The 21,303-nt window shown below is 65.1% G+C and carries 22 protein-coding genes; 4 read left to right on the top strand and 18 right to left on the bottom strand.

Annotation, left to right across the window (positions count from 1 at the left end; genetic code table 11):
• Positions 1 to 130 precede the first annotated feature (130 nt).
• Positions 131 to 883, top strand: coding sequence for a lysophospholipid acyltransferase family protein (locus G6N81_RS11125; RefSeq protein WP_241244971.1), 753 nt, complete (start codon positions 131 to 133; stop codon positions 881 to 883).
• A gap of 8 nt (positions 884 to 891) precedes the next feature.
• On the opposite strand, the gene G6N81_RS11120 is transcribed toward G6N81_RS11125, so the two are convergent.
• Positions 892 to 1,890: an asparaginase gene (locus G6N81_RS11120; RefSeq protein WP_165136920.1), complete on the bottom strand. Its 999-nt coding sequence runs from the start codon at positions 1,888 to 1,890 to the stop codon at positions 892 to 894.
• 33 nt (positions 1,891 to 1,923) lie between these two features.
• On the opposite strand from G6N81_RS11120, the gene G6N81_RS11115 reads away from it, so the two are divergent.
• A complete protein-coding gene (locus G6N81_RS11115; protein WP_165136917.1) occupies positions 1,924 to 2,385 on the top strand; it encodes an OsmC family protein in 462 nt (153 codons plus the stop codon).
• Positions 2,386 to 2,392: 7 nt separating this feature from the next.
• Here the strand turns inward: G6N81_RS11115 and G6N81_RS11110 are convergent, their stop codons facing one another.
• The 16 genes from G6N81_RS11110 to prmC form a co-directional block, all read right to left on the bottom strand.
• Entirely contained in the window at positions 2,393 to 5,200 is a 2,808-nt protein-coding gene (locus G6N81_RS11110) for an FtsK/SpoIIIE domain-containing protein (RefSeq protein ID WP_165136912.1), read from the bottom strand.
• Between the two features lie 87 nt (positions 5,201 to 5,287).
• Positions 5,288 to 6,097, bottom strand: a complete 810-nt coding sequence (locus G6N81_RS11105) for a PP2C family protein-serine/threonine phosphatase (protein WP_241244970.1) — start codon at positions 6,095 to 6,097, stop codon at positions 5,288 to 5,290.
• A gap of 118 nt (positions 6,098 to 6,215) precedes the next feature.
• Entirely contained in the window at positions 6,216 to 7,019 is an 804-nt protein-coding gene (locus G6N81_RS12600; RefSeq protein ID WP_206527871.1) for a large exoprotein, read from the bottom strand.
• Between the two features lie 26 nt (positions 7,020 to 7,045).
• A complete protein-coding gene (locus G6N81_RS11095; protein WP_165136909.1) occupies positions 7,046 to 7,804 on the bottom strand; it encodes a YaaA family protein in 759 nt (252 codons plus the stop codon).
• A 77-nt stretch (positions 7,805 to 7,881) separates the two neighbouring features.
• The gene (locus G6N81_RS11090; protein ID WP_165136906.1) at positions 7,882 to 8,145 is read right to left on the bottom strand and encodes a F0F1 ATP synthase subunit epsilon; all 264 of its coding nucleotides are present in this window, start codon (positions 8,143 to 8,145) and stop codon (positions 7,882 to 7,884) included.
• A gap of 2 nt (positions 8,146 to 8,147) precedes the next feature.
• Positions 8,148 to 9,590, bottom strand: coding sequence for a F0F1 ATP synthase subunit beta (atpD, locus tag G6N81_RS11085; protein ID WP_165136903.1), 1,443 nt, complete (start codon positions 9,588 to 9,590; stop codon positions 8,148 to 8,150).
• A gap of 26 nt (positions 9,591 to 9,616) precedes the next feature.
• A complete protein-coding gene (locus tag G6N81_RS11080) occupies positions 9,617 to 10,519 on the bottom strand; it encodes a F0F1 ATP synthase subunit gamma (RefSeq protein WP_165136900.1) in 903 nt (300 codons plus the stop codon).
• A gap of 21 nt (positions 10,520 to 10,540) precedes the next feature.
• Entirely contained in the window at positions 10,541 to 12,184 is a 1,644-nt protein-coding gene (gene atpA / locus G6N81_RS11075) for a F0F1 ATP synthase subunit alpha (RefSeq protein WP_165136897.1), read from the bottom strand.
• A 55-nt stretch (positions 12,185 to 12,239) separates the two neighbouring features.
• Complete coding sequence (locus tag G6N81_RS11070) at positions 12,240 to 13,022, bottom strand: F0F1 ATP synthase subunit delta (RefSeq protein WP_165136894.1); 783 nt, start codon at positions 13,020 to 13,022, stop codon at positions 12,240 to 12,242.
• Positions 13,022 to 13,570 carry a F0F1 ATP synthase subunit B gene (locus G6N81_RS11065; RefSeq protein WP_165136891.1) on the bottom strand — a complete coding sequence of 183 codons (549 nt, stop codon included), beginning with the start codon at positions 13,568 to 13,570 and terminating at the stop codon, positions 13,022 to 13,024. Before G6N81_RS11065 ends, G6N81_RS11070 begins: the two co-directional genes overlap by 1 nt.
• A gap of 34 nt (positions 13,571 to 13,604) precedes the next feature.
• The gene (atpE, locus tag G6N81_RS11060; RefSeq protein ID WP_165136888.1) at positions 13,605 to 13,838 is read right to left on the bottom strand and encodes an ATP synthase F0 subunit C; all 234 of its coding nucleotides are present in this window, start codon (positions 13,836 to 13,838) and stop codon (positions 13,605 to 13,607) included.
• Positions 13,839 to 13,882: 44 nt separating this feature from the next.
• Positions 13,883 to 14,671 (bottom strand): F0F1 ATP synthase subunit A, encoded by a 789-nt coding sequence (gene atpB / locus G6N81_RS11055; RefSeq protein ID WP_165136885.1) that lies wholly within the window; start codon positions 14,669 to 14,671, stop codon positions 13,883 to 13,885.
• Between the two features lie 180 nt (positions 14,672 to 14,851).
• Positions 14,852 to 15,343: a Cg1360 family ATP-synthase-associated protein gene (locus tag G6N81_RS11050; protein ID WP_165136882.1), complete on the bottom strand. Its 492-nt coding sequence runs from the start codon at positions 15,341 to 15,343 to the stop codon at positions 14,852 to 14,854.
• On the bottom strand, positions 15,344 to 16,531 hold the full coding sequence (locus G6N81_RS11045) for an MraY family glycosyltransferase (RefSeq protein ID WP_165136879.1): 1,188 nt from the start codon (positions 16,529 to 16,531) through the stop codon (positions 15,344 to 15,346). It lies immediately after the preceding gene.
• The gene (locus G6N81_RS11040; RefSeq protein WP_165137911.1) at positions 16,528 to 17,214 is read right to left on the bottom strand and encodes an L-threonylcarbamoyladenylate synthase; all 687 of its coding nucleotides are present in this window, start codon (positions 17,212 to 17,214) and stop codon (positions 16,528 to 16,530) included. The genes G6N81_RS11045 and G6N81_RS11040 overlap by 4 nt, the downstream gene beginning before the upstream one ends.
• Positions 17,215 to 17,301: 87 nt before the next feature.
• Positions 17,302 to 18,180 (bottom strand): peptide chain release factor N(5)-glutamine methyltransferase, encoded by an 879-nt coding sequence (gene prmC, locus G6N81_RS11035; RefSeq protein ID WP_165136876.1) that lies wholly within the window; start codon positions 18,178 to 18,180, stop codon positions 17,302 to 17,304.
• A 133-nt stretch (positions 18,181 to 18,313) separates the two neighbouring features.
• Here prmC and cysK point away from each other — a divergent pair, with 133 nt between their 5' ends.
• Together cysK and epsC are read left to right on the top strand one after the other, a co-directional pair.
• The gene (gene cysK, locus G6N81_RS11030) at positions 18,314 to 19,252 is read left to right on the top strand and encodes a cysteine synthase A (RefSeq protein ID WP_165136873.1); all 939 of its coding nucleotides are present in this window, start codon (positions 18,314 to 18,316) and stop codon (positions 19,250 to 19,252) included.
• A gap of 13 nt (positions 19,253 to 19,265) precedes the next feature.
• Positions 19,266 to 19,829: a serine O-acetyltransferase EpsC gene (gene epsC, locus G6N81_RS11025; protein WP_165136870.1), complete on the top strand. Its 564-nt coding sequence runs from the start codon at positions 19,266 to 19,268 to the stop codon at positions 19,827 to 19,829.
• A 27-nt stretch (positions 19,830 to 19,856) separates the two neighbouring features.
• Here epsC and G6N81_RS11020 read toward each other — a convergent pair whose 3' ends face one another.
• Complete coding sequence (locus G6N81_RS11020) at positions 19,857 to 21,245, bottom strand: amidase (RefSeq protein ID WP_165136867.1); 1,389 nt, start codon at positions 21,243 to 21,245, stop codon at positions 19,857 to 19,859.
• Between the last annotated feature and the right edge of the window lie 58 nt (positions 21,246 to 21,303).

Here is a 21,303-nt window from a genome sequence, read left to right as displayed (position 1 = left end):
GACACCCATCTTGGCGCATTCCGCTATGCATGCGCTGATCAGGGTGAAGATCGTTGAAGGAAACCGGGGGAAATCCGTCTCGCCACCCCTGGATTCCCGTCACGGCATGCAATCCACGTATCCTGGAACGATGACCGATTCCGCCCCGGATCGCCCGCACAAGCCGAGCCCGGTGTATAACCTCGGCCGCATGCTACTCGCGCCGATCGCACGCGCCGTTTACCGCCCGCGCGTCGAAGGTAAAGAGCTCATTCCGCCCGAGGGGCCCGTGATCTTCGCGAGCAACCACCTGTCGGTCATCGACTCGTTTGCCATTCCGATCGCCGCTGCTCCCCGCCCCGTGCACTTCCTCGCCAAGTCCGAGTACTTCGAGGGATCCGGCTTCAGCGGCTGGCTGTCCAAGCAGTTCTTCACCGCCATCGGCGCCGTTCCGGTGCGTCGCGGAGCCGGGCAGGCTGCCATGGAAGCACTCGATCGCCAGCGCGAGATCCTGGACTCAGGAGCGGCAGTGGCGCTGCACCCAGAAGGAACCCGCTCTCGCGACGGACGCCTGTACAAGGGACGAACGGGTATCGCCTATCTCGCTCTCGAAACCGGCGCACCCGTCGTTCCGATCGGACTGATCGGAACGGACAAGGTCATGCCGGTCGGAAAGAAGATGCCGTCGTTCCGTCAGCGCGTCGACGTGAAGTTCGGCGCCCCCCTCGATCTGTCTGCCCACGGCCCCGCAACCAGCGGCAAGGCCCGCCGTGCTGCCACCGACGAGATCATGGCCGCGATTCACGCTCTGTCTGGCCAGGAACTCGCGGGAACGTATAACGAGCCCGCCGCACAGGGTGCCATGGAGAAGATCAAGCGCGCTCTCCCCCATGAGCGGAAATAGTCGCGGGACTACACCGAGGCGCGGATGATCCCCACCGGCTCGCCGCCACCGAGGACGCGCAGGCCGGGTCGCTGAGCTGCCGCACGCGCGACATCCTGCACTTCGAGTGATCCGGCGCGTGCCAGCAGGGCCAAAGCCACCAGGGATCCGGCACGGTTCGAACCGTCCAACATCTTCAACGCGACGGTTGTGCCGGAGGGCGCGACCATGACCTGAACGCCCTCCGCGCCCTTCTTCGAGAACACACCGAAGCGTTCGATCGACGCCGTGTCATCGCCCCCGGGTCCCTCGACGGCCCATCCGTGATCCCGAACGGCCCGCACGAGGGCGGCTCCGACGCGGTGCATGGCAAAAGGCGACGATTCGGAGCCCTGGGCGATGCGGTGAATGCCTCGTGCGAGCGCGGCAAGGCTCATCGCGTGAACCGGGGCGCCGCAGCCGTCAACGACGGTGCCGCGGATCTTCTCTCCCGTCAGCCGCTCGATGACCTCGACCATGTGGGTCTGCAAGGGGTGGGCGGAATCAAGGTAGCTTTCCGTGTCCCAGCCGTTGACCCGGCATGCCGTCAGCATGGCTGCGTGCTTCCCGGAGCAGTTATGGCGAATTCGCGCCTGCTCAGCACGGTCGCGCACCATCTCGTGGCGCGTCGCGCTGTCACTCGGCCATGAGGGCGGACACCGCAGGTCGTCCTCGCTGAGCCCGATGTCAGCCAGCATTCCGCGTACAGCATTCGCGTGGCGGTCTGTTCCGTTGTGGCTCGCGGTCGAGAGCGCGAGATACTCGCCCGTCAGGGCAGCTCCGGCGGTGACCGAGGCGACGGCCTGAAGCGGTTTCAGCGAGGAACGCGGCAGGATCAGCGCGGACGGGTCGCCGTGGGAGGCGATCACCTCTCCGTCCGGGCTGAGCACGACTGCTGAGCCGATGTGGCGTGATTCGACGAAGCCGCCGCGTTCGACGACGGCGAGCTCAGCTCCGGCGGGAGCGGGGAAAGTCTCGGCAAATGTCACTGGCCCATCGTAGAGCCGCGTACCGTGACGTTCATGAGCATCCACCGCTACGCCGTCACAACCGAGTGGACGGGCAACCACGGTTCAGGCACCTCCGGCTATCGCGAGTACGCACGCGATGTGACCGTTCAGGTGGAGGGAAAGCCCGACATTCTGGCCTCGGCCGACCGACCGTTCCGGGGCGACCCCGCGCGCTGGAACCCCGAGGACTTCCTGATGTCCGCGCTCAGCGAATGCCACCTCCTCAGCTATCTCCATGCCTGTGTGACCCGCTCGGTCGTTGTGACCGAGTACACCGATCATGCCGAGGGCGAAATGGAAATCAGCGGCAACGGCGGGCGGTTCCGGAGCGTCATTCTGCGCCCCCAGGTGCGCGTTGCCGACGAGGGCATGATCGAAGAAGCGATGGCCGCCCACCACGATGCGCACGAGTGGTGCTTTATCGCGAACAGCGTCAATTTCGAGATCCGCGTGGAACCCACCATTACGGCGTAGCCCGGCATCACGGCAGGACAATACGGCGAGGCGGAGCCCCGCCGGAAACGAACCATGCTCGTGAGGCGCGCGGCCGCGCGTATGGTGGCAGGTCACGCTCGCCGACAAGCGTTCTGAGCTCGTTTGCGCAATCTGCGGCGACAACCATGTCGCCCACCGATCTCACCTGCTGGAGAAGCGCGTACGCGCGCTGCCACGCGTCGCCGTCCCCCGCAAGAACGATGGGGCCCTCGTGTTCTTGTTCAACCTGAGCGAGCGTTGTTCCCGGTGGCAGATCGTCGACGACGACAACGCTCACTCCTGTGCCCCACCCCGTGCGCAGCGCCTGTGATCTCCGCGCGGCCGCGCGAACGACCAACCCGGAGATCGGCGCGGTGGGACGCCACACCTCCCCCAGCGATTCGGAATCCTGAGGAGACGGCTCTTCCCCCATCGCCAGTTGCACATTGAGGCCATCGATCACCGCGCGCCCTGGCGGACGTTTCGGATCGAACAGGTCGCGCGGAGCCCCGGACGCCGTGTGGTCGGAGGCTGTTGGCAGAGCAAGAACCGCGCGCCGCGGCAACAGATCTGCCACCTTCGACGCGCCGCCCGTGAGACGCGCAACCGTGAGGATTACGGTCGTTCCCGTGATCCCCCCGTCTCGTACAATCGCCTCGAGCCTGTCGCCCGCCGCCTGAGCGTGTTCGGTGGGAAACCGGGCCAGAAGCGCATCCGCATCGTCCGCGATGAACAGGGCCGGAGGGCGTGACTCCGCCCGTTCGAGTGCGTCCCATGCCCCTTCTGTGTCGCGCGGAACCTCGACCACATCGTGGCCCCCACGCCGGGCCTGGTCAGCAATCCACCGCGCCGTTGTCGTTTTCCCCGTTCCCGCGCCACCGATGACGAGCAGCCCCCTGTCGACGCCCGGTCGCAGGGTCACATGCGGCTGGCTTTGTGTTGCGGGATCGTCGGCGATACCGAGAGCCATCACGTCGTGTTGTGCATCGGTGCTCGGTTGCCACCTCGCAGGCAGTGGCGCGAGAAGCGGCCCGTCCGCCGTCTCGGCGTCTCCGTGCGCTTCGGCAGCTCGCCGCACGTCGTCGGCGCGGGTCAGCGCGAAACGAGCGATATGAGCAGCGGTATCTCCCGCGCGCTTGACATAGCCGACTCCGCGGTGCGCGGCATCTCCCGGGATCTTCGCGGCCACGTCAGCCCCGATGAGCTGGGAGCTCTCAGACGTCTCGGCAACGCGCAGCGCGATACGAAGCGGGCTGTTCGCGACAAGAGCATCCCGCAGGATCCCGGATGCCCGCTGCGTCCCGAGCACAAGGTGCATACCGAGTCCGCGCCCTCGCGCAGCGACGTCGGTGAACACGGCGTGCAAATCGGGGTGCTCCTGCAGAAGCGCCGCGAACTCGTCGATCACAATGACAAGTCGCGCCATTCGTACGCGCGGGTCGCCGATATCGCGGGCACCGGCAGCCGCAATAACGAGCTCGCGGCGACGGATTTCTGCGCGCAGCCCCTCAACGGCTCGCAGTGCGCCTCCTCCGTCAAGGTCCGTCATGATTCCCGTGACATGGGGCAGCATACGCAGGTGTTCGAACGCGGTTCCTCCCTTGAAATCGCCCAACAGGAACACCACCTCGCCCGGTCCAGCTGACGCCGCAAGTGCCGTGATCCATGTTGTGAGCAACTCGCTTTTTCCTGCGCCCGTCGTTCCGACGACAACGGCGTGAGGCCCGTCCGCGACGAGGTCAACGTCGACAACAGGCGGGTCGTTCTCGCCCGTGTGAGGCCCCAGGCCGATAACGGCGCGGAGGCCCGCGGGCGCACGGTCGGCATCGTGCTGATCGCGCTCGAGAACGTTCGCCAGAGGGACGGGGCCCGGTGGGAGGGTTTCGTCACGCACGCCCGCACGACCAGCCATCGTCGCGGCGATCGCGTGCGCTTGGCCGACAGAGATGGCCTCGAGGTCGAGAGATACGTCACCGGTGTCCGCAATGAGCCGTCCGCGCAGGCCCTCGTCGATCTCAATCAGCGCCGCGCACTCATGGGGAATCGGGTCGCCCTGGCCCGCAACGGCGATGACGGCACTCGCGCCAACTGGAACGGGCTCATCCGCGCGGATCAGCGCCAGGCTCACGGTTTCGTTCTCGGCAGCAACATGCGGCAGGTTCTTTGCCCATCCTTCCGCGAGTGGATCGCCGATCACGCGCACCTCCCGCGGTGGCGTCCGCAACAGCACCTGTAAGGCGAGAGCACGAGCAACTGCTCGCGCGGTGATCTCGGGTCCGCGCACGCACACACCGCTCTGCCAGGGCACCGTCACCGGTGCATTTTCCAGTGCCTCCGCTCTCGTCCGCAGGGCCTCGACCCTGTCTCCCTCGCCGCCGCTCACGCGGACGGCGCTGAGGGCGGTCCCTGTTCCCACGACGGCCTGACCGGGCCGGCGCCACACCCACCCATCGCTGCGAATCGTACGAACGACGTCGGGCGATGCGGCCCGTCGCAGAGCCCGTTCGTCATCATGGCGACGCGCGATTTCTTCCTCGGCGGCGTCACAGGCTTCGCCCAATGCGCGCTGCGCTCTTTTACGCTCCCGCGCAGCGCTGCGCGCGCCGTCGGCGAGAGACGCGATCGCCATGAACGGTCCGAGTGCCGCGAACCACAGCATGAAGATCGACCCTGTCAACCGCCACATCACAACCGCACCGACCACCGGAACGAGGGACGCGAGAATCGGGAAGGGCCGCCGCCCTGGCGGCTCCGGAAGATCGGGCAGGTCGATCGGCTGCGATATGCGGCGCGGCGCATCGGGCAGGGTCGTCATGCGCCCATACAACCGCGCGCGCTCTGTCACATCACGCGAAGAGCCCGGATCGGTGGAAAACGCGAAAAGATCGCGCCTGAGGAGTACCTACTCCGCGGTCTCGGGCTGACCGAGGATATCGAGCACGATGATCGTGACGTTGTCTCGACCGCCGTTATCGAGCGCGGCCTTCATCATGCCGACAACCGCATCGGCGGGATCCGAGTTCTCATGCAGGAAGTGCAGGATGCCGTAGTCGGTGAGCTCTTTTGTGAGCCCATCCGAGCAGATGACGTAGCGGTCGCCCGGCAAGATGTCGATGCGAACGTAGTCAGGAGACACCGCTTCGCTCGGACCAACCGCCCGGGTGATCACGTTGCTGTAGGGGTGCGTTTCCGCTTCCTCTTCGCTGAGGCGGCCTGACTGCACCAGTTCCTGAACGAGGGAGTGATCGGTTGTTACCTGCATGAGCTGATCGCCGCGCTGCAAATAGACTCGCGAGTCACCGATGTTCAGAGCGACGACCGTTGCGGTGTCTACCGTCTGGTCGAGGTAGACGCCCGTGAGGGTCGTGCCCGTTCCCTCATCCGTTGTGTCGGGGTGGTCGGAAATGTCCTGTACGGCCAGTGCGAGCGCACGATCGATCTCTTCCGGAGAGATCCGACCCGTTTCCGCCGTTTCATGCAGGCGGGCAACAACGCTCTGACTCGCGATCTCGCCACCGACATGGCCGCCCATGCCATCGGCAACGACGAAAAGCGGCGGGGTGGTCAGGAAGCTGTCCTGGTTGTTTTCCCGCTTACGGCCCGCGTCCGTCGCGCCCGCCCACCGGAGGGTGAGGCGACCAGCGTCCGGCAGGGTGATCTCCTGGCTGAGCGTCTCGGGTCGCTGAGGTGCGGCAGAAGTGGTGTCGGACACGGAACGCCTTTCGGGCCGGTGCGCGCCGGGTCGTCGGCGCGTGTCGGTAACAGTCTATCCGGGCTCGCGCACCCGGCCCCGCCCGAGCACATTGCTCGGGCGGGGCCGGGTCGCAGAATCAGACCTGCGGAGGTGTGGGCGGCGCCGGGGGCACCGCTGGTCCACCAGCGGGAGGAGGCGTCGGACCACCTGCGGGAGGAGGCGTCGGACCACCTGCGGGAGGAGCCGGAGGCGCGGGCGGCGGCGTGTAGCCGCCAGGCTGCTGCGGGTAGCCACCGGCCTGCGTCGCACCGGCGGCGTAGGAGGGAACGCCCTCCCACTGCGTCTTGTCGGCAAGGAAGGTCTGCGACCACGCGGCAGGCTCAAGGTCGGCCTTCCACGGCGTCTTCGTGAACGCCATGATGCCCAGCCACACGATCGTTCCGAGCCCCGGAAGACCACCCGGGAGCGCCACCCAGGCTGCTTCGCCCTTTGCGCGCTGGCTGATCCGGACAATCGCCATGATCGTCAGGATGCTCAGGGCGATGAAGCCGAGCGATCCGATCCAGATCACGAGCAGAACGGCGCTTGGGATACCGATGATGAGAATGAGCCAGGGGTTGATGTCACCCAGCTTGTAGAACACCATCTGGCTGTAAACGGGAACCCACGCACGCCACTTGCCCTGGACGCCGGCCTTTTCGAACAGCTTCATCGCGAAAAGCGACCACAGCACGTACATGATGATGACGGGCAGGAGCGACGTAAGAATCAACGCGCCGATCCATGCGCCGAAGGCGGCGCCGTATCCGTACCCGTATCCGCCGATCGGCTCGAAATACATCGCGAGTGGTTCCAAAAGCATGATGTCCTCCCCAGGAAATGTTGCGGCGACAGATGCCGCCCAATGGCCCCAGAGTAGCGACTCCAGGCGGCCGTTCATAGTTCCCCGCCTCGCGAGTGGCGAATTCACTCGCTGGCGACAAGCAACGTCTCACCCGGGACGTCGCCGTGCCGCATCTCGAAACCAACCTCGCTCGCGGCGGCGCGGAGCGCGTCGACCGACTCCGCCACGACGGATGCCTGCGCCAGTGCGCGCACCAGCAGGCCCTTCGTCTTCTTGTTGAAGTGGTTCAGCGCCCGCACCGAGCCATCCCCCGTTTCCGCAACGACTCGAACATATGTCTGCGCGGAATTCTCCGGAACGGGCCCCAGCGCTCGATACACCTCGGAGCGAAGATCAACGACCAACCCCACCTCAGCGCTCGCCCACGCGGACGTCGTCGCTTCCGCCCAGTGGCGCTTCAGCGCGGGCAGGCCGGGGAGGCGTCCGCCGCCCGACAACCGAAACGCAGGAATAAGGTCGTCCGCGGCGACAGGGCCCAGAAGCGCGGTCTGCACGAAGGCGTGCTTTCCCAGCCATTCGCGAGCGCCCGTGTCCAGCGACGAGGCGTCGAGCGCGTCGAAGAGAACGCCCGTGAATCGGTCGATCGCCGCCATGGTCCCGGAGTCGTAGACGCCGGCGTTCACGGCGATCTCACCGCGCTGACGATCAGACAGCTTCAAAACGCGCGCCGCCTCATCGGGGTGTGCCGACAGCGCGACGAGGGCATCGACCGCCGCCTGTCGCGCATCGCGCAGCTCCGGGAGGGCGAGGGACGACAGCTCCAGAGGAGCCCCCGATCCGCCAGGACGTTTCGTTTCCGATGGCGGAAGCAGCACGATCATCGCATTCCTTCTTTTCGTAGACACGACGACGGGGCGCAGATCCGAAGATCCACGCCCCGTCGCGAGCGGCGGAACAGTTACGCAGTGAGCTGCGCGTTACCTGCCACGATGTTCAACTCGTCACCCAGCTCCATCGAGATGAAGCCGTCGCGAGCGTCGGCGATCACCTTCGAGCCATCGGCCTGCGTGATGCGGACCTGGCCCTCGGCGAGGATCGCGAGCATCGGCTCGTGACCCTTCATGAAGCCGATCTCGCCCTCGGGCGTCTTGGCGACGACCAGAGTGGCCTCGCCCGACCAGACCTCGGCCGCAGCCGACACCAGGTTGACCTTGAGCGCCATGATCAGGCGTTCTCCTTCTGGATCTTGTCCCAGTTGGCCAGAACATCGTTGAGGCCACCGACGTTGAAGAACGCCTGCTCCGCAACGTGGTCCATCTCGCCCTTGACGATCGCGTCGAACGACTCAACCGTCTCCTTCAGCGGAACCGTCGACCCCTCAACACCCGTGAACTTCACGGCCGTGTAGGTGTTCTGCGACAGGAACTGCTGAATGCGGCGCGCACGGGAGACGACAATCTTGTCCTCTTCCGAGAGCTCGTCGACACCGAGGATCGCGATGATCTCCTGCAGTTCCTTGTTCTTCTGCAGGATCTGCTTCACGCTCGTTGCGACGCGGTAGTGGTCCTCGCCGAGGTAGCGGGGGTCCATGATGCGGCTGGTGGAGGTGAGCGGGTCGATCGCGGGGTAGAGACCCTTCGATGCGATCTCACGCGACAGCTCCGTCGTTGCGTCGAGGTGCGCGAACGTGGTGGCAGGAGCCGGGTCGGTGTAGTCGTCGGCGGGGACGTAGATCGCCTGCATCGACGTAATCGAGTTGCCTCGTGTCGACGTGATGCGCTCCTGGAGGATACCCATCTCGTCGGCCAGGTTGGGCTGGTAACCCACGGCAGAAGGCATGCGGCCCAGAAGGGTCGACACCTCGGAACCGGCCTGCGTGAAGCGGAAGATGTTGTCGATGAAGAGGAGAACGTCCTGCTTCTGAACGTCACGGAAGTACTCGGCCATCGTCAGAGCCGAGAGGGCGACGCGCAGACGCGTTCCCGGCGGCTCGTCCATCTGACCGAACACAAGGGCCGTCTTGTCCAGAACGCCGGCCTCGTCCATCTCCCAGATGAGGTCGTTACCTTCACGCGTACGCTCGCCGACGCCGGCGAAGACGGACACACCACCGTGGTCCTGCGCAACACGGGTGATCATCTCCTGGATGAGGACCGTCTTGCCGACGCCCGCACCACCGAAGAGGCCGATCTTTCCACCCTGAACGTACGGGGTGAGGAGGTCGATCGACTTGATGCCCGTTTCGAACATCTGGGTCTTGGACTCGAGCTGGTCGAAGGCCGGAGCCTTGCGGTGGATCGGCCAGCGCTCGGTGACCTCAAACGAGTCGGCGTCGACGTTCAGAACGTCGCCCGTCACGTTGAAGACCTTGCCCTTTGTGACATCTCCGACGGGAACCGAAATCGGCTTGCCGGTGTCACGAACTTCCTGACCGCGGACCATGCCGTCGGTCGGCTTCAGAGAGATCGCGCGAATCAGGTCGTCGCCCAGGTGCTGAGCGACTTCGAGCGTGATCTCGGTCGAGTTCTCGCCGATGGTGATCGTCGTCTTCAGCGCGCTGTATACGTCGGGCAGCGAGTCGTGGGGGAACTCGATGTCGACGACGGGGCCCGTGACTCGGGCGACGCGCCCGACGACCGCGGTGCTGGTGTCAACCGTGGTTGTCATTGTCTTTCGTCTCTTTCCTGGGGGTCCTAGGACGCCAGCGCGTCCGCGCCGCCGACGATCTCGGCGATCTGCTGCGTGATCTCCGCCTGACGCGCGTTGTTGCGCAAGCGGGTGTAGTCGATGATGAGTTTCTCGGCGTTGTCCGAGGCCGACTTCATTGCCTTCTGCGTTGCGGCCTGCTTTGCGGCGGCGGACTGCAGAAGCGCATTGAAGATGCGGCTCTGGATGTACACCGGCAGAAGCGCGTCAAGAACATCCGTCGCCTCGGGCTCGAAGTTGTACAGCGGGAAGAGCTCGGCCGGAGCCTCGCCCTCGCCCGCGGCTGGTGCATCAACAACTTCGAGCGGCAACAGGCGAACCGTTTCCGGCACCTGCGTCATCATGCTGACGAAGCGGTTGTAGACGACGTGGAGCTCATCCACGCCTCCTTCTTCCGCATCCGTTTCGTACGCCTCGATCAGCGCGTCCGCGATCTCCTTCGCGTTATCGAAGGAGGGAGTATCGGCGTCGCCCGTCCACTCCTGCACGGCCACCATGCGGCGGAACTGGAAGTAGCCCACCGCCTTGCGGCCGAACAGGTAGAAGACGACCTCTTTGCCTTCGCTGCGGAGCAGCTCAGCAAGCGCGAGGGCCTCCTTGATGACCTGCGAGTTGAAGGCACCGGCGAGACCGCGGTCGCTCGTGAGGAGCAGAACTGCGGCACGCGTAGCGTTTTCGGACTCGCGCGTCAGCGGGTGGTCGATGTCGGTGTAGGTCGCGACGGCGGAAACTGCTCGCGTCACCGCGCGGGAGAAGGGCGACGACGCGCGAACACGCGCCATCGCCTTCTGAATGCGCGAAGCCGCGATGAGCTCCATCGCCTTCGTGATCTTCTTGGTCGTCTGAGCAGAGGAAATCCTCTGCTTGTACTCCCGGAGTTGTGCGCCCATGATGCGTGATCCTCGCGGGCGTTACGCCGTGCGGCCCTTGACGATCTTCTCCTGGCCAATGTCCGCCTTGTCGGCTGCCTCGTGCTCCTCCGAGCCGGGGCCCGTCAGCGATGCACCGTCGCCGGGCTGGAACTCGAGGGCGAACGCGTCGGTCCCCTTTTCCATCTCGGCGAGAACGTCGTCTTCCAGCTTGCCCGTCTCGCGCAGCTTGTCGAGAACCGTCGTGTTGCGACGAAGGTAATCGATCAGCTCGCGCTCGAAGCGGAGAACATCCTCAACGGGAACCGTGTCGAGCTTGCCCTTGGTGCCGGCCCAGATCGAAACGACCTGCTCTTCAACGGGGTACGGCGAGAACTGGGGCTGCTTGAGCAGCTCCATCAGGCGCGCACCGCGAGCGAGCTGACGACGCGATGCGGCGTCGAGGTCGGAGGCGAACATGGCGAAGGCCTCGAGCGAGCGGTACTGCGCGAGCTCGAGCTTGAGCGTTCCGGAGACCTTCTTGATGTTCTTCAGCTGCGCGTCGCCACCGACACGCGAAACCGAGATACCCACGTCGACCGCGGGACGCTGGTTGGCGTTGAAGAGGTCGGACTGCAGGAAGATCTGGCCGTCGGTGATCGAGATCACGTTGGTGGGGATGTACGCCGAGACGTCGTTGGCCTTGGTCTCGATGATGGGAAGACCCGTCATCGAACCGGCGCCGAGCTCGTCGGACAGCTTCGCGCAACGCTCGAGCAGACGCGAGTGCAGGTAGAAGACGTCACCGGGGTATGCCTCGCGGCCCGGCGGACGACGCAGCAGAAGCGAAACGGCACGGTAGGCCTCAGCCTGCTTCGACAGGTCATCGAAGACGATGAGGACGTGCTTGCCCTGGTACATCCAGTGCTGGCCGATGGCCGAACCGGTGAACGGAGCGAGGTACTTGAAACCAGCGGGGTCCGAGGCCGGAGCGGCGACGATCGTCGTGTACTCCATGGCTCCGGCGTCTTCGAGCGCGCCCTTGACGGAGGCGATCGTCGAGCCCTTCTGGCCGATGGCGACGTAGATGCAGCGAACCTGCTTCGACGTGTCGCCCGACTCCCAGTTGGCCTTCTGGTTGATGATCGTGTCGATCGCGATCGCCGTCTTACCCGTCTGGCGGTCACCGATGATCAGCTGACGCTGACCGCGGCCGATCGGGATCATCGCGTCGATGGCCTTGATGCCGGTCTGCATGGGCTCGTGGACGCTCTTGCGGTCCATGACACCAGCGGCCTGGAGCTCGAGCTCACGGTCGCCTTCGATGCCGGCGATCTCGCCGAGACCGTCAATGGGCGTGCCGAGCGGGTCGATGACGCGGCCGAGGTAGCCCTCGCCGACTGGGACCGAGAGAACCTTGCCGGTGCGGGTGACCTGCTGGCCCTCTTCGATGCCTGTGAACTCGCCCAGGACGAGGGCACCGATCGAGTGCTCGTCGAGGTTCTGCGCGAGGCCGAGCGTGCCGTCCGCAAAGCGGATGAGCTCGTTCGCCATCACGCCGGGGAGACCCTCGACGTGGGCGATGCCGTCGGCGGCGTCCGAGACGGTGCCGACCTCGTTCGCGCCAGAACCGGTGGGCTCGTAGGCGGAGACGAAGTCCTTCAGCGCGTCACGGATGACGTCGGGGCTGATGGTGATGTCTGCCATTGTCTTCCTTCGTTGTACGGGCCGAGGGCCCGGATGTCTCCCCTGCGGGAGACGTTCAGCCTGCGAGCCTCGAGCGGAGTTCTCCGAGGCGGGTCGAGATACTGCCGTCGATCACGTCGTCCGCGATCTGAACGCGGATTCCGCCGACGACAGCGGGGTCAACGACCTCGTTGATCGATACTGCGGAGCCATACGTTCGCGCGAGCGACGCCGCGAGGCGGTCGCGCTGCGCCGGCGTCAGCCGTGTCGCGGTGTAGACGGTTGCGACCTGCTGAGCGCGCTGAGCAGCGACGAGAGCGATCGCGCGCTGGAAGGCGCGCCGCACGCGACGCTTGCCTGCCTGCTCAACGATCGAGGTGGCGATAAGCAAGGCGCCGGCACCGACGTGCGTACCGAGAATCTGGCGAAGCAGCTCCGCCTTCTTCGACTGATCACCCAGGTGCGATCCCAGCGTGAGTTCGAGGTCGGGGTTCTGCGAGATCACTCGCGTGACCTGGAAGAGCTCGCCCTCGACGTCGGCAACCTCAGCTTTCGCCGTTGCGCGAATTGCCAGTTCTTCGATGCCGTCCGTGAGGTCGGCAGCCGAAGACCAGCGCTGCGCAGCGATCGTTGTCAGCAGCTCACGCGTTACCGGCGAAAGCGATGCAAACACGGTGGCGACGAGCGCTGCTCGCGCAGCGGGGTCGGCAGCCTTGTCGGCGAGCGCGCCGCTCAGCGCCTGCGAGTCGCCTGTGGCACGCGCAGCCGCGAACAGTTCGCGAGCCGTGTCGAGGTCGACCGTGGCAGAGGCGAGTGCCGCGGCGCCCACCTCACGTGCCTGAGTGGTCGCGCTTCCCATTACTTCGCCGCCTTCTCGGATGCTTCGAGATCAGCGAGGAAGCGGTCGACCACGCTCTGTGCGTGAGCGTCGTCCGTCATCTTCTCGCCAATGACGTTGCCAGCCAGGTCGAGAGCGAGGGATCCGACGTCGCTGCGCAGCGAGACCATCGCCTGCTGGCGCTCGGCCTCGATCTGCAGGTGCGCGGAGGCAGCGATACGCTCCGCCTCAGCCGCGGCGGTTGCCTTGGCCTCGACGACGATCTGCTTGCCTTCGGCACGAGCATGCTCGCGGATCTCTCCGGCTTCCTTGCGGGCATCAGCAAGCTGCTGCGTGTACTCGGCGAGCATCGCTTCGGCTTCGCGCTGAGCCTCGTCGGCCTTCTCGATGTTGCCCTCGATGGCGGCCGAACGCTTGTCGAGCACCTTGTTCAGGCGCGGCAGCGCCACGAAGACCACGACGACGATGATGATCGCGAGAGAAATCGCAGACCAGATGATGTCGTAGTCCGCGGGCAGGAGGGGGTTGTAATCCTCTTCGGCCGCGACAGTGACAAGAGCGTTCAGCATCCTGTCTCCTTACTCGGTAGGAACGGGCAGTCGATCAGCCGAAGATGAACGGCGTTGCGATGCCGATGAAGGCAAGAATCTCGATGAAGGCGACACCGATGAACATCAGTGTCTGAAGGCGACCGGCGAGCTCAGGCTGGCGTGCCGTCGACTCGATCGTCTTGCCGACGACGATGGCCAGACCAATTGCCGGGCCGAGCGCGGCAATACCGTAGCCGATGGTCGCGATGTTGCCGGTGATCTCCGCGAGAACCGTCGTAGCGTCCACTGGATTGTTTCCTTTCGTAGGGCGAACAGCCGGTCAGCTGTTCGTCAGTGCTCTTCCGCGACCGCGAGCTGGATATAGACCGCGGTGAGGATCGTGAAAACGTACGCCTGAAGGGCGGCGACGAAAATCTTGTACAGAATGAAGACGATGGAGAGGCCGAGCGTGACAGGCGACAGTGCCGTCAGCGCGTTGAAGCTCAGCAGGAAGAAGTGTGTTGCGGCGAACAGCAGCACCAACAGCAGGTGGCCGACCAGCATGTTCATCACGAGACGCAGTGTCAGCGAGACGGGTCGGAACACGAACGTCGAGATGAACTCGATGACCGCGATCAGCGGCGACAGCACCACAGGCGTTCCGCTGGGGACCAGCGAGTTCTTCATGAAGCGGCCGACGCCGTGGCGCTTGATGCCCGCGTAGATGAAGGTCACGTAGGCGATGACAGCGAGGACGATCGTGATACCGATGACGCTCGTCGGCGCGATGTTAATGCCGGGGACGAAGCCCATCATGTTGAACGCCAGAATTCCGAGGAACAACGACGTAAGAATCGGGACGAAGCGCTTGCCGTCCTTCTCGCCGATGACCTGGATCGCGATCTGTTCCCGAACGAATCCGAACAGGAACTCGATGATCTGCTGGCCTCGTCCCGGAACAACCTTGAGGTTGCGCGTTGCGAGGACGAGGATCAGGACCAGAACGGTCGTTGCGATGAGCTGCGCGAGGTGAATTCGCGTGAACTCGAACGGCGTCCCTTCGAAAAGCAGTGCCCCAGGGAAGAAGTCCCCGATCGACGGCGGATGGAACTCGACCTCATCGGCCATCGGTGCGATCATGCTCGCCTGAGTCAACTCGTGGCTCCAGCTTCTCGCGCAGACTTTCGCCTACGTGGGTGGGTTGTCGTGAGAGCAGTCACTGTGGGGTATCGGCGCACCTGTGTGCCGCGCACCTTCCGCAGGACCTCGATAACCCTACCAAAGATGGGAGGGTGGTTTTGACACGTTGTAGAAGTCGCGTCAGCGATTGGAGACCTTGCCGTCGCCCCGCGGCTCGTCGGTCTCGTCGTCACCGGGAAGCGTGACATCGCTTACGGCGGGAATGCGCATCTTGGCGATCACGAGCACGTCAACGACAAGCGATGCCACTGCGGTGATCACGAGCGCGGCGTACAGCACGCCCCGAACGACCCAGTCGAGACCGAAGACGAGGTTGAGCGCGACGATGAAAACGATGATCTTCACGAGGAAGACGCCCATGAACGAGCCGAAGAAGATCACGGGGTAGCTCGGCGTTCCGAACCACCGGTTCGCGACGAGAATCGATGCGGCCGTCAGCGCGGGAAAGAGAAAGCCGATCACGCTGCCGACGATGCCGCTCCACATGCCGTTTTCGCCCGCGATCATCATGCCGATAATGGCTGCTCCGACAAGGACGATGCCGCAGGCAACAGCGCTCCAAACGAGGACGTTGCGCATAATCGGGTTGCTGGACACGGGCGAGGGGGCCATTTAGGTCTCCTGAGGCTGTGTGGACTCGGCGCCGGTTTCGGCGCGACGTGCCGGGTGGTGTGACGGGACGAGAGTGAGGACGAGGCAGGCGGCGACGCCGACAATGCCGAATCCCACGGCGAGCCAATACTCGCCGAACCAGTGTTCGCCGAACCAGTTCGCCCCCGTGAAGAGGTACATGAGCAAGACAGTGAGCGATGCGATCGCCGTCCACGCGTAGAAGATCAGTGTCGCATCTCTGTCCGAGTGCCCCATGTCGAGCATGCGGTGATGCAGATGCTCGCGGTCGGGCGAGAAGGGCGATTGTCCGCGGCTCATGCGCCGGATCACAGCCAGCCCGAAATCCAGCAACGGCAGCATGACGACGATCAGCGGAAGCAAAATCGGAAGCAGTGTTCCGAGCATCTGGGATCGCCCCGTGACATCGGGATCGAGCGCCGCGGGCGGAAGCTGCCCCGTGATGGCGATGCCGCTAGTTGCCATGAGCAATCCGATGACAAGCGCGCCGGTATCACCCATGAACATCTTCGCGGGGTTCCAGTTAATCGGGAGGAACCCGAGACACGCGCCGATAATCGTCGCCGCGATGAAGGTGGCGAGGTTCGAGTAACTCGCGGCTCCGGCGTCCCGGACAAGGATGTAGGTGTAGACGAAGAAGACACCGTTGGTGATCAGGCACACGCCGGCAACGAGACCATCGAGACCATCGATGAAGTTGACCGCGTTCATCACGATCACGATCGAAAACATCGTGAGGATGATGCTCACCCAGCCCGACCAGATGGCGATGCCACCGATGGGAAGGGCATAAATCTGCAGGCCGCCCGCGATGGCGACAATTCCCGCGGCTAAGAACTGGGCGCCGAGCTTCAGCATCCAGTCCAGGTCCCACAGATCGTCGGCTATGCCGACAAGCGCGATCAGAAGCGTTGCGGCGAGAACAGACCAGACGACGCGTTCATCGACCCAGAAGATGCTGAAGAAGTCGAACGATCTCGAGGCGAGAAAGGCGGTGAGAATGCCGAGGAACATCGCGATTCCGCCGAGCCGCGGGGTCGGACGCGTATGGACATCGCGATCACGAACGGGCGGGTGCAGTTTGAAGCGGAGCGCGAGGCGCCAGATGAGCCACGACAGGACGAAGGTTGTCACCGCCGTCACGAGGATCATCAGCACATAGAGCTTCACGGCGTCGCCTCTTCTGGATCGTCCTCGAGAAGATCGCCGAGCACCTCCCGCAACTCGCCACGGCTGATCGCACCGAGCCGCAAAACACGTACCGCCGGTTCACCCCGCCCCGGGACGAGCGACGTTGCATCGATGATGGTCGACGCAACGCCGGTCTTTACAGGGCCGTCCTCCAAATAGAGGGAAACGGAATCTCCGAGCATCCGGCGCGCCGACGATGCGTCGGTCGCGGCGGGCTTCCCCGTGAGATTCGCGCTCGAAACGGCGAGTGGACCCGTCTCGGCAAGGAGTTCCAACGTGATCGGGTGGTCCGGCTGACGAACGGCCACCGTTCCCCGTGTTTCGCCGAGATCCCAGGTCAGGGCCGGCTGTGCGGGCAACACAATCGTCAGAGCGCCGGGCCAGAACCGTTCGACGAGGCGTTCAACGGCCTCGGGCACCTGTTCGACGAGAGCCGGCAATGCCTGGGCTGACCCGACGAGAACGGGAGGCGGCTGCTGGCGCGAGCGGCCCTTGACGGTGAGGAGGCCGCGAACGGCATCGTGGCTGAAGGCGTCTGCGGCGACGCCGTACACGGTGTCTGTTGGCAGGACAATGACCTCGCCGCGTGCGATCGCCTGACGGGCCTGGCGCATACCGGCGAGCATCTGCTCGCGGTCACGGCAGTCGAAGACGGGGGACATCACGCCTCGATTCTAGTGGGGGGTCACGAACGTTCTCACGGAGCGCGGTGGGAGCGGGCATTTCCGCCCCGAGATGCGCCGCGCTGGCTACGGGCGAAGTGCTGTTGTGGCGCGATCCCGAGACGTCAGATCGCGGTGCGTTGCCGCCGCCTGCCAGCCGTCCGAGGTGAGGATCTCCCGGATCTGCTGGCCCTGCCGCTCACCGTGCTCCAGGACGATCGCACCGCCCTGGCGCGCAAGTCGCAGGCCGACGCGGCTGATGATACGCACAACGTCCAGCCCGTCCACTCCCCCATACAGCGCCGCGGCCGGATCGTAGAGACGAACTTCGTCATCGCGCGGGATGGCTTCGTCGGGAACATACGGCGGATTCGACGCAACAACGGAAACCGTGCCAACAAGATCATCGAACGCATCGGCGAGGTCGCCGTGACGAAGATCAATGTGAGGCGCAATGCGGGCCACGTTGCGACGGGTCCATGCGATGGCCTCGTCGGACCGTTCCACGGCGTGTACGCGGGCATGCGGAACCTCCGTCGCCATCGCCAGCGCGATCGCTCCGCTTCCCGTTCCCAGATCAACTGCCACCGGCTCCGGGTCCGCGGTGGCAGCCAAAGCATCGATCGCGAGTTGGGCCACCATCTCCGTTTCGGGACGCGGCACGAATACTCCGGGGCCGACGTCCAGCGTCATGCGCCGAAAGGGCGCCGTTCCCGTGATGTGTTGGAGCGGTTCGCGTGAGGAGCGCCGGACGATCGCTTCCCGAAGCAGGGCATGTTGCTCGGCGCTGAGGTTGTCGCCGCGAATCGCGGCAGCCTGCACTTCGCCGCGCGAGACATCGGAGCCAATCGCCCACGCAAGCAAAAGTTCGGCGTCGACGTGAGCCGCGGGAACGCCCGCCTGGTCGAGCGCGGAAACCGCGCCGCGGAGCGCATCGCGAACGGGAACCTCGGAATCAGATGACACGAGAAACGAGCCTATGTGGGTGATCCGATGAAATGCTCCGTCACATCTCTGCCCTCACCAACGCAATCGCCCCTAGGCTGACGGCGACGGTCCGAGATTTCCTCGGGCGAATCCATTCCCCGAAAGGCATCCCATGGCTGTGATCCATTCCGACATCACGAGCGCATTCGGCAAGACGCCGCTCGTCAAGCTCAACCGCGTGGCCGAGGGTGCCGGCGCGAACGTTCTCGCCAAGCTCGAGGCCTTCAACCCCGGTTCAAGCGTCAAGGACCGCATCGGTATCGCGATCGTCGACGCCGCCGAGGCATCCGGTCAGCTTCCGGCTGGCGGCACCATCGTCGAGGGCACGTCGGGCAACACCGGTATCGCGCTTGCCCTCGTCGGCGCGGCCCGCGGCTACAAGGTGATCCTGACGATGCCGTCCTCGATGTCGAAGGAGCGTCGCGTTCTGCTGCGCGCATTCGGCGCAGAGCTCGTGCTCACCGATCCCTCCAAGGGAATGAACGGCGCCGTCGAAGAGGCAAAGCGCATCGTCTCGGAGACTCCGGGCGCTGTTCTCGCTCGCCAGTTCGAGAACGAGGCGAACGTCAAGATCCACCGCGAGACCACGGCGCGTGAAATCATCGCCGACACCGACGGCCAGGTCGACGTTTTCGTCGCGGGTATCGGAACGGGCGGCACCATCTCCGGTGTCGGCCAGATCCTCAAGGAGCAGGTCCCCGGCGCGAAGATCGTCGCCGTTGAGCCCTCCGACTCCCCCCTCCTCAGCGAGGGCAAGGCCGGCCCCCACAAGATCCAGGGCATTGGTGCGAACTTCGTCCCGGGCATCCTTGACCGCAGTGTGATTGACGAGATCATCACCGCACCTCTCGACAAGTCGCTCGAGACGGCCCGCGATCTCGCGTCGAAGGACGGCATCCTCGCCGGTATCTCCTCCGGTGCGGCTGTGTGGGCGGCCATCGAGGTTGCCAAGCGCCCCGAGTACGCCGGCAAGAACGTCGTCGTCATCGTCCCCGACACGGGCGAGCGCTACATCTCCACCGCTCTCTGGGAGCACCTCCTCGACGACTAAGGTCATCACCGCCATGCGTCTCCACATTCGTGAGGACATCGCCGCCGCGCGCCGCAGGGACCCTGCGGCGCGCGGCGCTGTCTCCATCGCCCTCCTGTACCCCGGTCTGCACGCCATTTGGCTGCATCGCCTCAACCATGCGCTCTGGGGAAAGCGGTTATTCTTCCTCGCTCGACTTGGCTCGCAGATCGCCCGTGCACTCACGGGAATCGAGATTCACCCCGGTGCGACGATCGGCCGACGGTTCTTCATCGACCACGGCATGGGGGTCGTCATCGGCGAAACGGCGGAGGTCGGCGACGACGTCATGCTGTATCACCAGGTGACGCTCGGCGGCACGTCGCTCAACAAGGGCAAGCGGCACCCGACGCTCGAGGACGGCGTCGTGGTCGGATCGGGCGCGAAAATCCTCGGCCCGGTCACGGTCGGCGCGCGCAGTGCCGTCGGAGCGAACGCCGTCGTCACAAAGTCTGCCCCGGCCGACAGCATCCTCATTGGCGTGCCCGCGAAGGCCCGAGCACGTCAGTCTGGCGAGGACATCAAGCCGATTCTCTCGGCCCCCGAATACCAGATCTGACGGTTCGCGCGGTGGGGGCCCGGAACGTCACGGCGCCGGCGGAAAAGGAAGTGCGCCCCGCTCGGCTTCGAGTTGCGCCGCGACGGCAAGAATCGTGCTCTCCCCACCGGGCCGGCCTATCACCTGAACGCTCAACGGGCGTTCGCCAGACACGGACGTAACGGGAACCGTGATGGCGGGGAGCCCCGCAACGTTGACGAAGCTGGTGTGCGGGGCATAGCGACACTGCCGCGCGAAGTTCTCCTCCGGATCGCCCGTTTCGGTAAACCATCCCAGCGGTTGCGGCGCCATCGCGAGCGCCGGCGTCACGACAGCGTCGTAGCTCGCAAACGCGGCGATCGTCTCGCGTTCGAACGTCACGGCCGCCTGCAGCGCGGCAAGCACGCGTTCGGCCGAAAGCGCACGCCCCTCCCGCACGAGCCACGCCGTCAGCGGTTCGGCGAGGCGATCGAGGTCTTCCGTCGGAATCGGAATCCGCGCGGCCGACGCCCGCCAGATCGTTGTGAACATGTCCGGATAGCCGCGGGGATCCCAGACGAGCTCTTCGACCTCGTGCCCGGCTACGGAAAGAAACGCGCCCGCCGATTCGTAGGCCCTGCGCGCGCTCGGATCGAGCGTCGTGTCAGTCCATCCGTCCCACGGGCTCGTTGTCGTCACACCGATCCGTAGCGAAGCCGGTTCCCGCCGCACTGCGTCGAGAAATGGTCCGTGCCTCGGAGCACGCGTTGCGTGAACGTGCTGCGCTGAGCCCACCAGCGCATCGAGGAAATACGCCGCGTCGTCGATGCTGCGCGTGATCGCCCCCGCCACGGACAGACCACCGGGCGAATCGAGGCCGTTGCTGAACGGCAACCGACCCCGAGATGGCTTCAGACCAACGACCCCCACAGTCGCGGCAGGGATCCGAATCGATCCGCCCCCATCAGAAGCCGGAGCAGCGGCGAGAACGCCCGTCGAAACGGCAACGGCCGCGCCTCCGCTGGAACCGCCGGCACCGGTTGCGAGCTGCCACGGATTGCGCGCGGGCGGACCGACGAGGTTCTCGGTGTATCCGGTCAGGCCGAATTCGGGAGTGCTGGTCTTCCCGATGCCGACGCTTCCGAGCCGATCCAGCGCAAGCGCGAAGGGATCGGAGTGCTCCGGTACGAAGCTGACGAAAGCGCGCGAACCATACGACGTGGGCATTCCTGCCCGCGCTGTCAAGTCTTTATCTGCCAGCGGGATGCCCCACAGCGGTGGTGCGTCCGAGGGCGGCGTGCCCAGCGCTGACGCGCGGTCCAGTGCTCCGCGCCGGTCGACGTGCGCAAACGCACCACACGGATCATCGCCAATTCTCTCGATCGCTTGCTGAACCAACTGAGTCGGTTCCACGTCGCCGCGACGCAGTCGCCGCGCCATATCGATCAGATCACCCATGTCATCCGCTCCGGTGAACGACAAAATCCGACCACCCCAGAAACTGGTGTGATCGGAT

Origin of the sequence: Microbacterium amylolyticum (genome assembly GCF_011046975.1) — a bacterium.
GTDB classification, from domain to species: Bacteria; Actinomycetota; Actinomycetes; order Actinomycetales; family Microbacteriaceae; genus Microbacterium; species Microbacterium amylolyticum.
Note: the sequence above shows the minus strand (reverse complement) of the source record. Positions and strands in the feature narration are given on the sequence as shown.

Excerpts from the sequence above, each read along its gene's own strand:
- G6N81_RS11125 (WP_241244971.1), top strand. The coding sequence starts at position 131 with ATGACCGATTCCGCCCCGGATCGCCCGCACAAGCCGAGCCCGGTGTAT.
- G6N81_RS11115 (WP_165136917.1), top strand. The coding sequence starts at position 1,924 with ATGAGCATCCACCGCTACGCCGTCACAACCGAGTGGACGGGCAACCAC.
- G6N81_RS11110 (WP_165136912.1), bottom strand. The coding sequence starts at position 5,200 with ATGACGACCCTGCCCGATGCGCCGCGCCGCATATCGCAGCCGATCGAC.
- G6N81_RS12600 (WP_206527871.1), bottom strand. The coding sequence starts at position 7,019 with ATGAACGGCCGCCTGGAGTCGCTACTCTGGGGCCATTGGGCGGCATCT.
- G6N81_RS11095 (WP_165136909.1), bottom strand. The coding sequence starts at position 7,804 with ATGATCGTGCTGCTTCCGCCATCGGAAACGAAACGTCCTGGCGGATCG.
- G6N81_RS11090 (WP_165136906.1), bottom strand. The coding sequence starts at position 8,145 with ATGGCGCTCAAGGTCAACCTGGTGTCGGCTGCGGCCGAGGTCTGGTCG.
- atpD (WP_165136903.1), bottom strand. The coding sequence starts at position 9,590 with ATGACAACCACGGTTGACACCAGCACCGCGGTCGTCGGGCGCGTCGCC.
- G6N81_RS11080 (WP_165136900.1), bottom strand. The coding sequence starts at position 10,519 with ATGGGCGCACAACTCCGGGAGTACAAGCAGAGGATTTCCTCTGCTCAG.
- atpA (WP_165136897.1), bottom strand. The coding sequence starts at position 12,184 with ATGGCAGACATCACCATCAGCCCCGACGTCATCCGTGACGCGCTGAAG.
- G6N81_RS11070 (WP_165136894.1), bottom strand. The coding sequence starts at position 13,022 with ATGGGAAGCGCGACCACTCAGGCACGTGAGGTGGGCGCCGCGGCACTC.
- G6N81_RS11065 (WP_165136891.1), bottom strand. The coding sequence starts at position 13,570 with ATGCTGAACGCTCTTGTCACTGTCGCGGCCGAAGAGGATTACAACCCC.
- atpB (WP_165136885.1), bottom strand. The coding sequence starts at position 14,671 with ATGATCGCACCGATGGCCGATGAGGTCGAGTTCCATCCGCCGTCGATC.
- G6N81_RS11050 (WP_165136882.1), bottom strand. The coding sequence starts at position 15,343 with ATGGCCCCCTCGCCCGTGTCCAGCAACCCGATTATGCGCAACGTCCTC.
- G6N81_RS11040 (WP_165137911.1), bottom strand. The coding sequence starts at position 17,214 with ATGTCCCCCGTCTTCGACTGCCGTGACCGCGAGCAGATGCTCGCCGGT.
- cysK (WP_165136873.1), top strand. The coding sequence starts at position 18,314 with ATGGCTGTGATCCATTCCGACATCACGAGCGCATTCGGCAAGACGCCG.
- epsC (WP_165136870.1), top strand. The coding sequence starts at position 19,266 with ATGCGTCTCCACATTCGTGAGGACATCGCCGCCGCGCGCCGCAGGGAC.
- G6N81_RS11020 (WP_165136867.1), bottom strand. The coding sequence starts at position 21,245 with ATGGGTGATCTGATCGATATGGCGCGGCGACTGCGTCGCGGCGACGTG.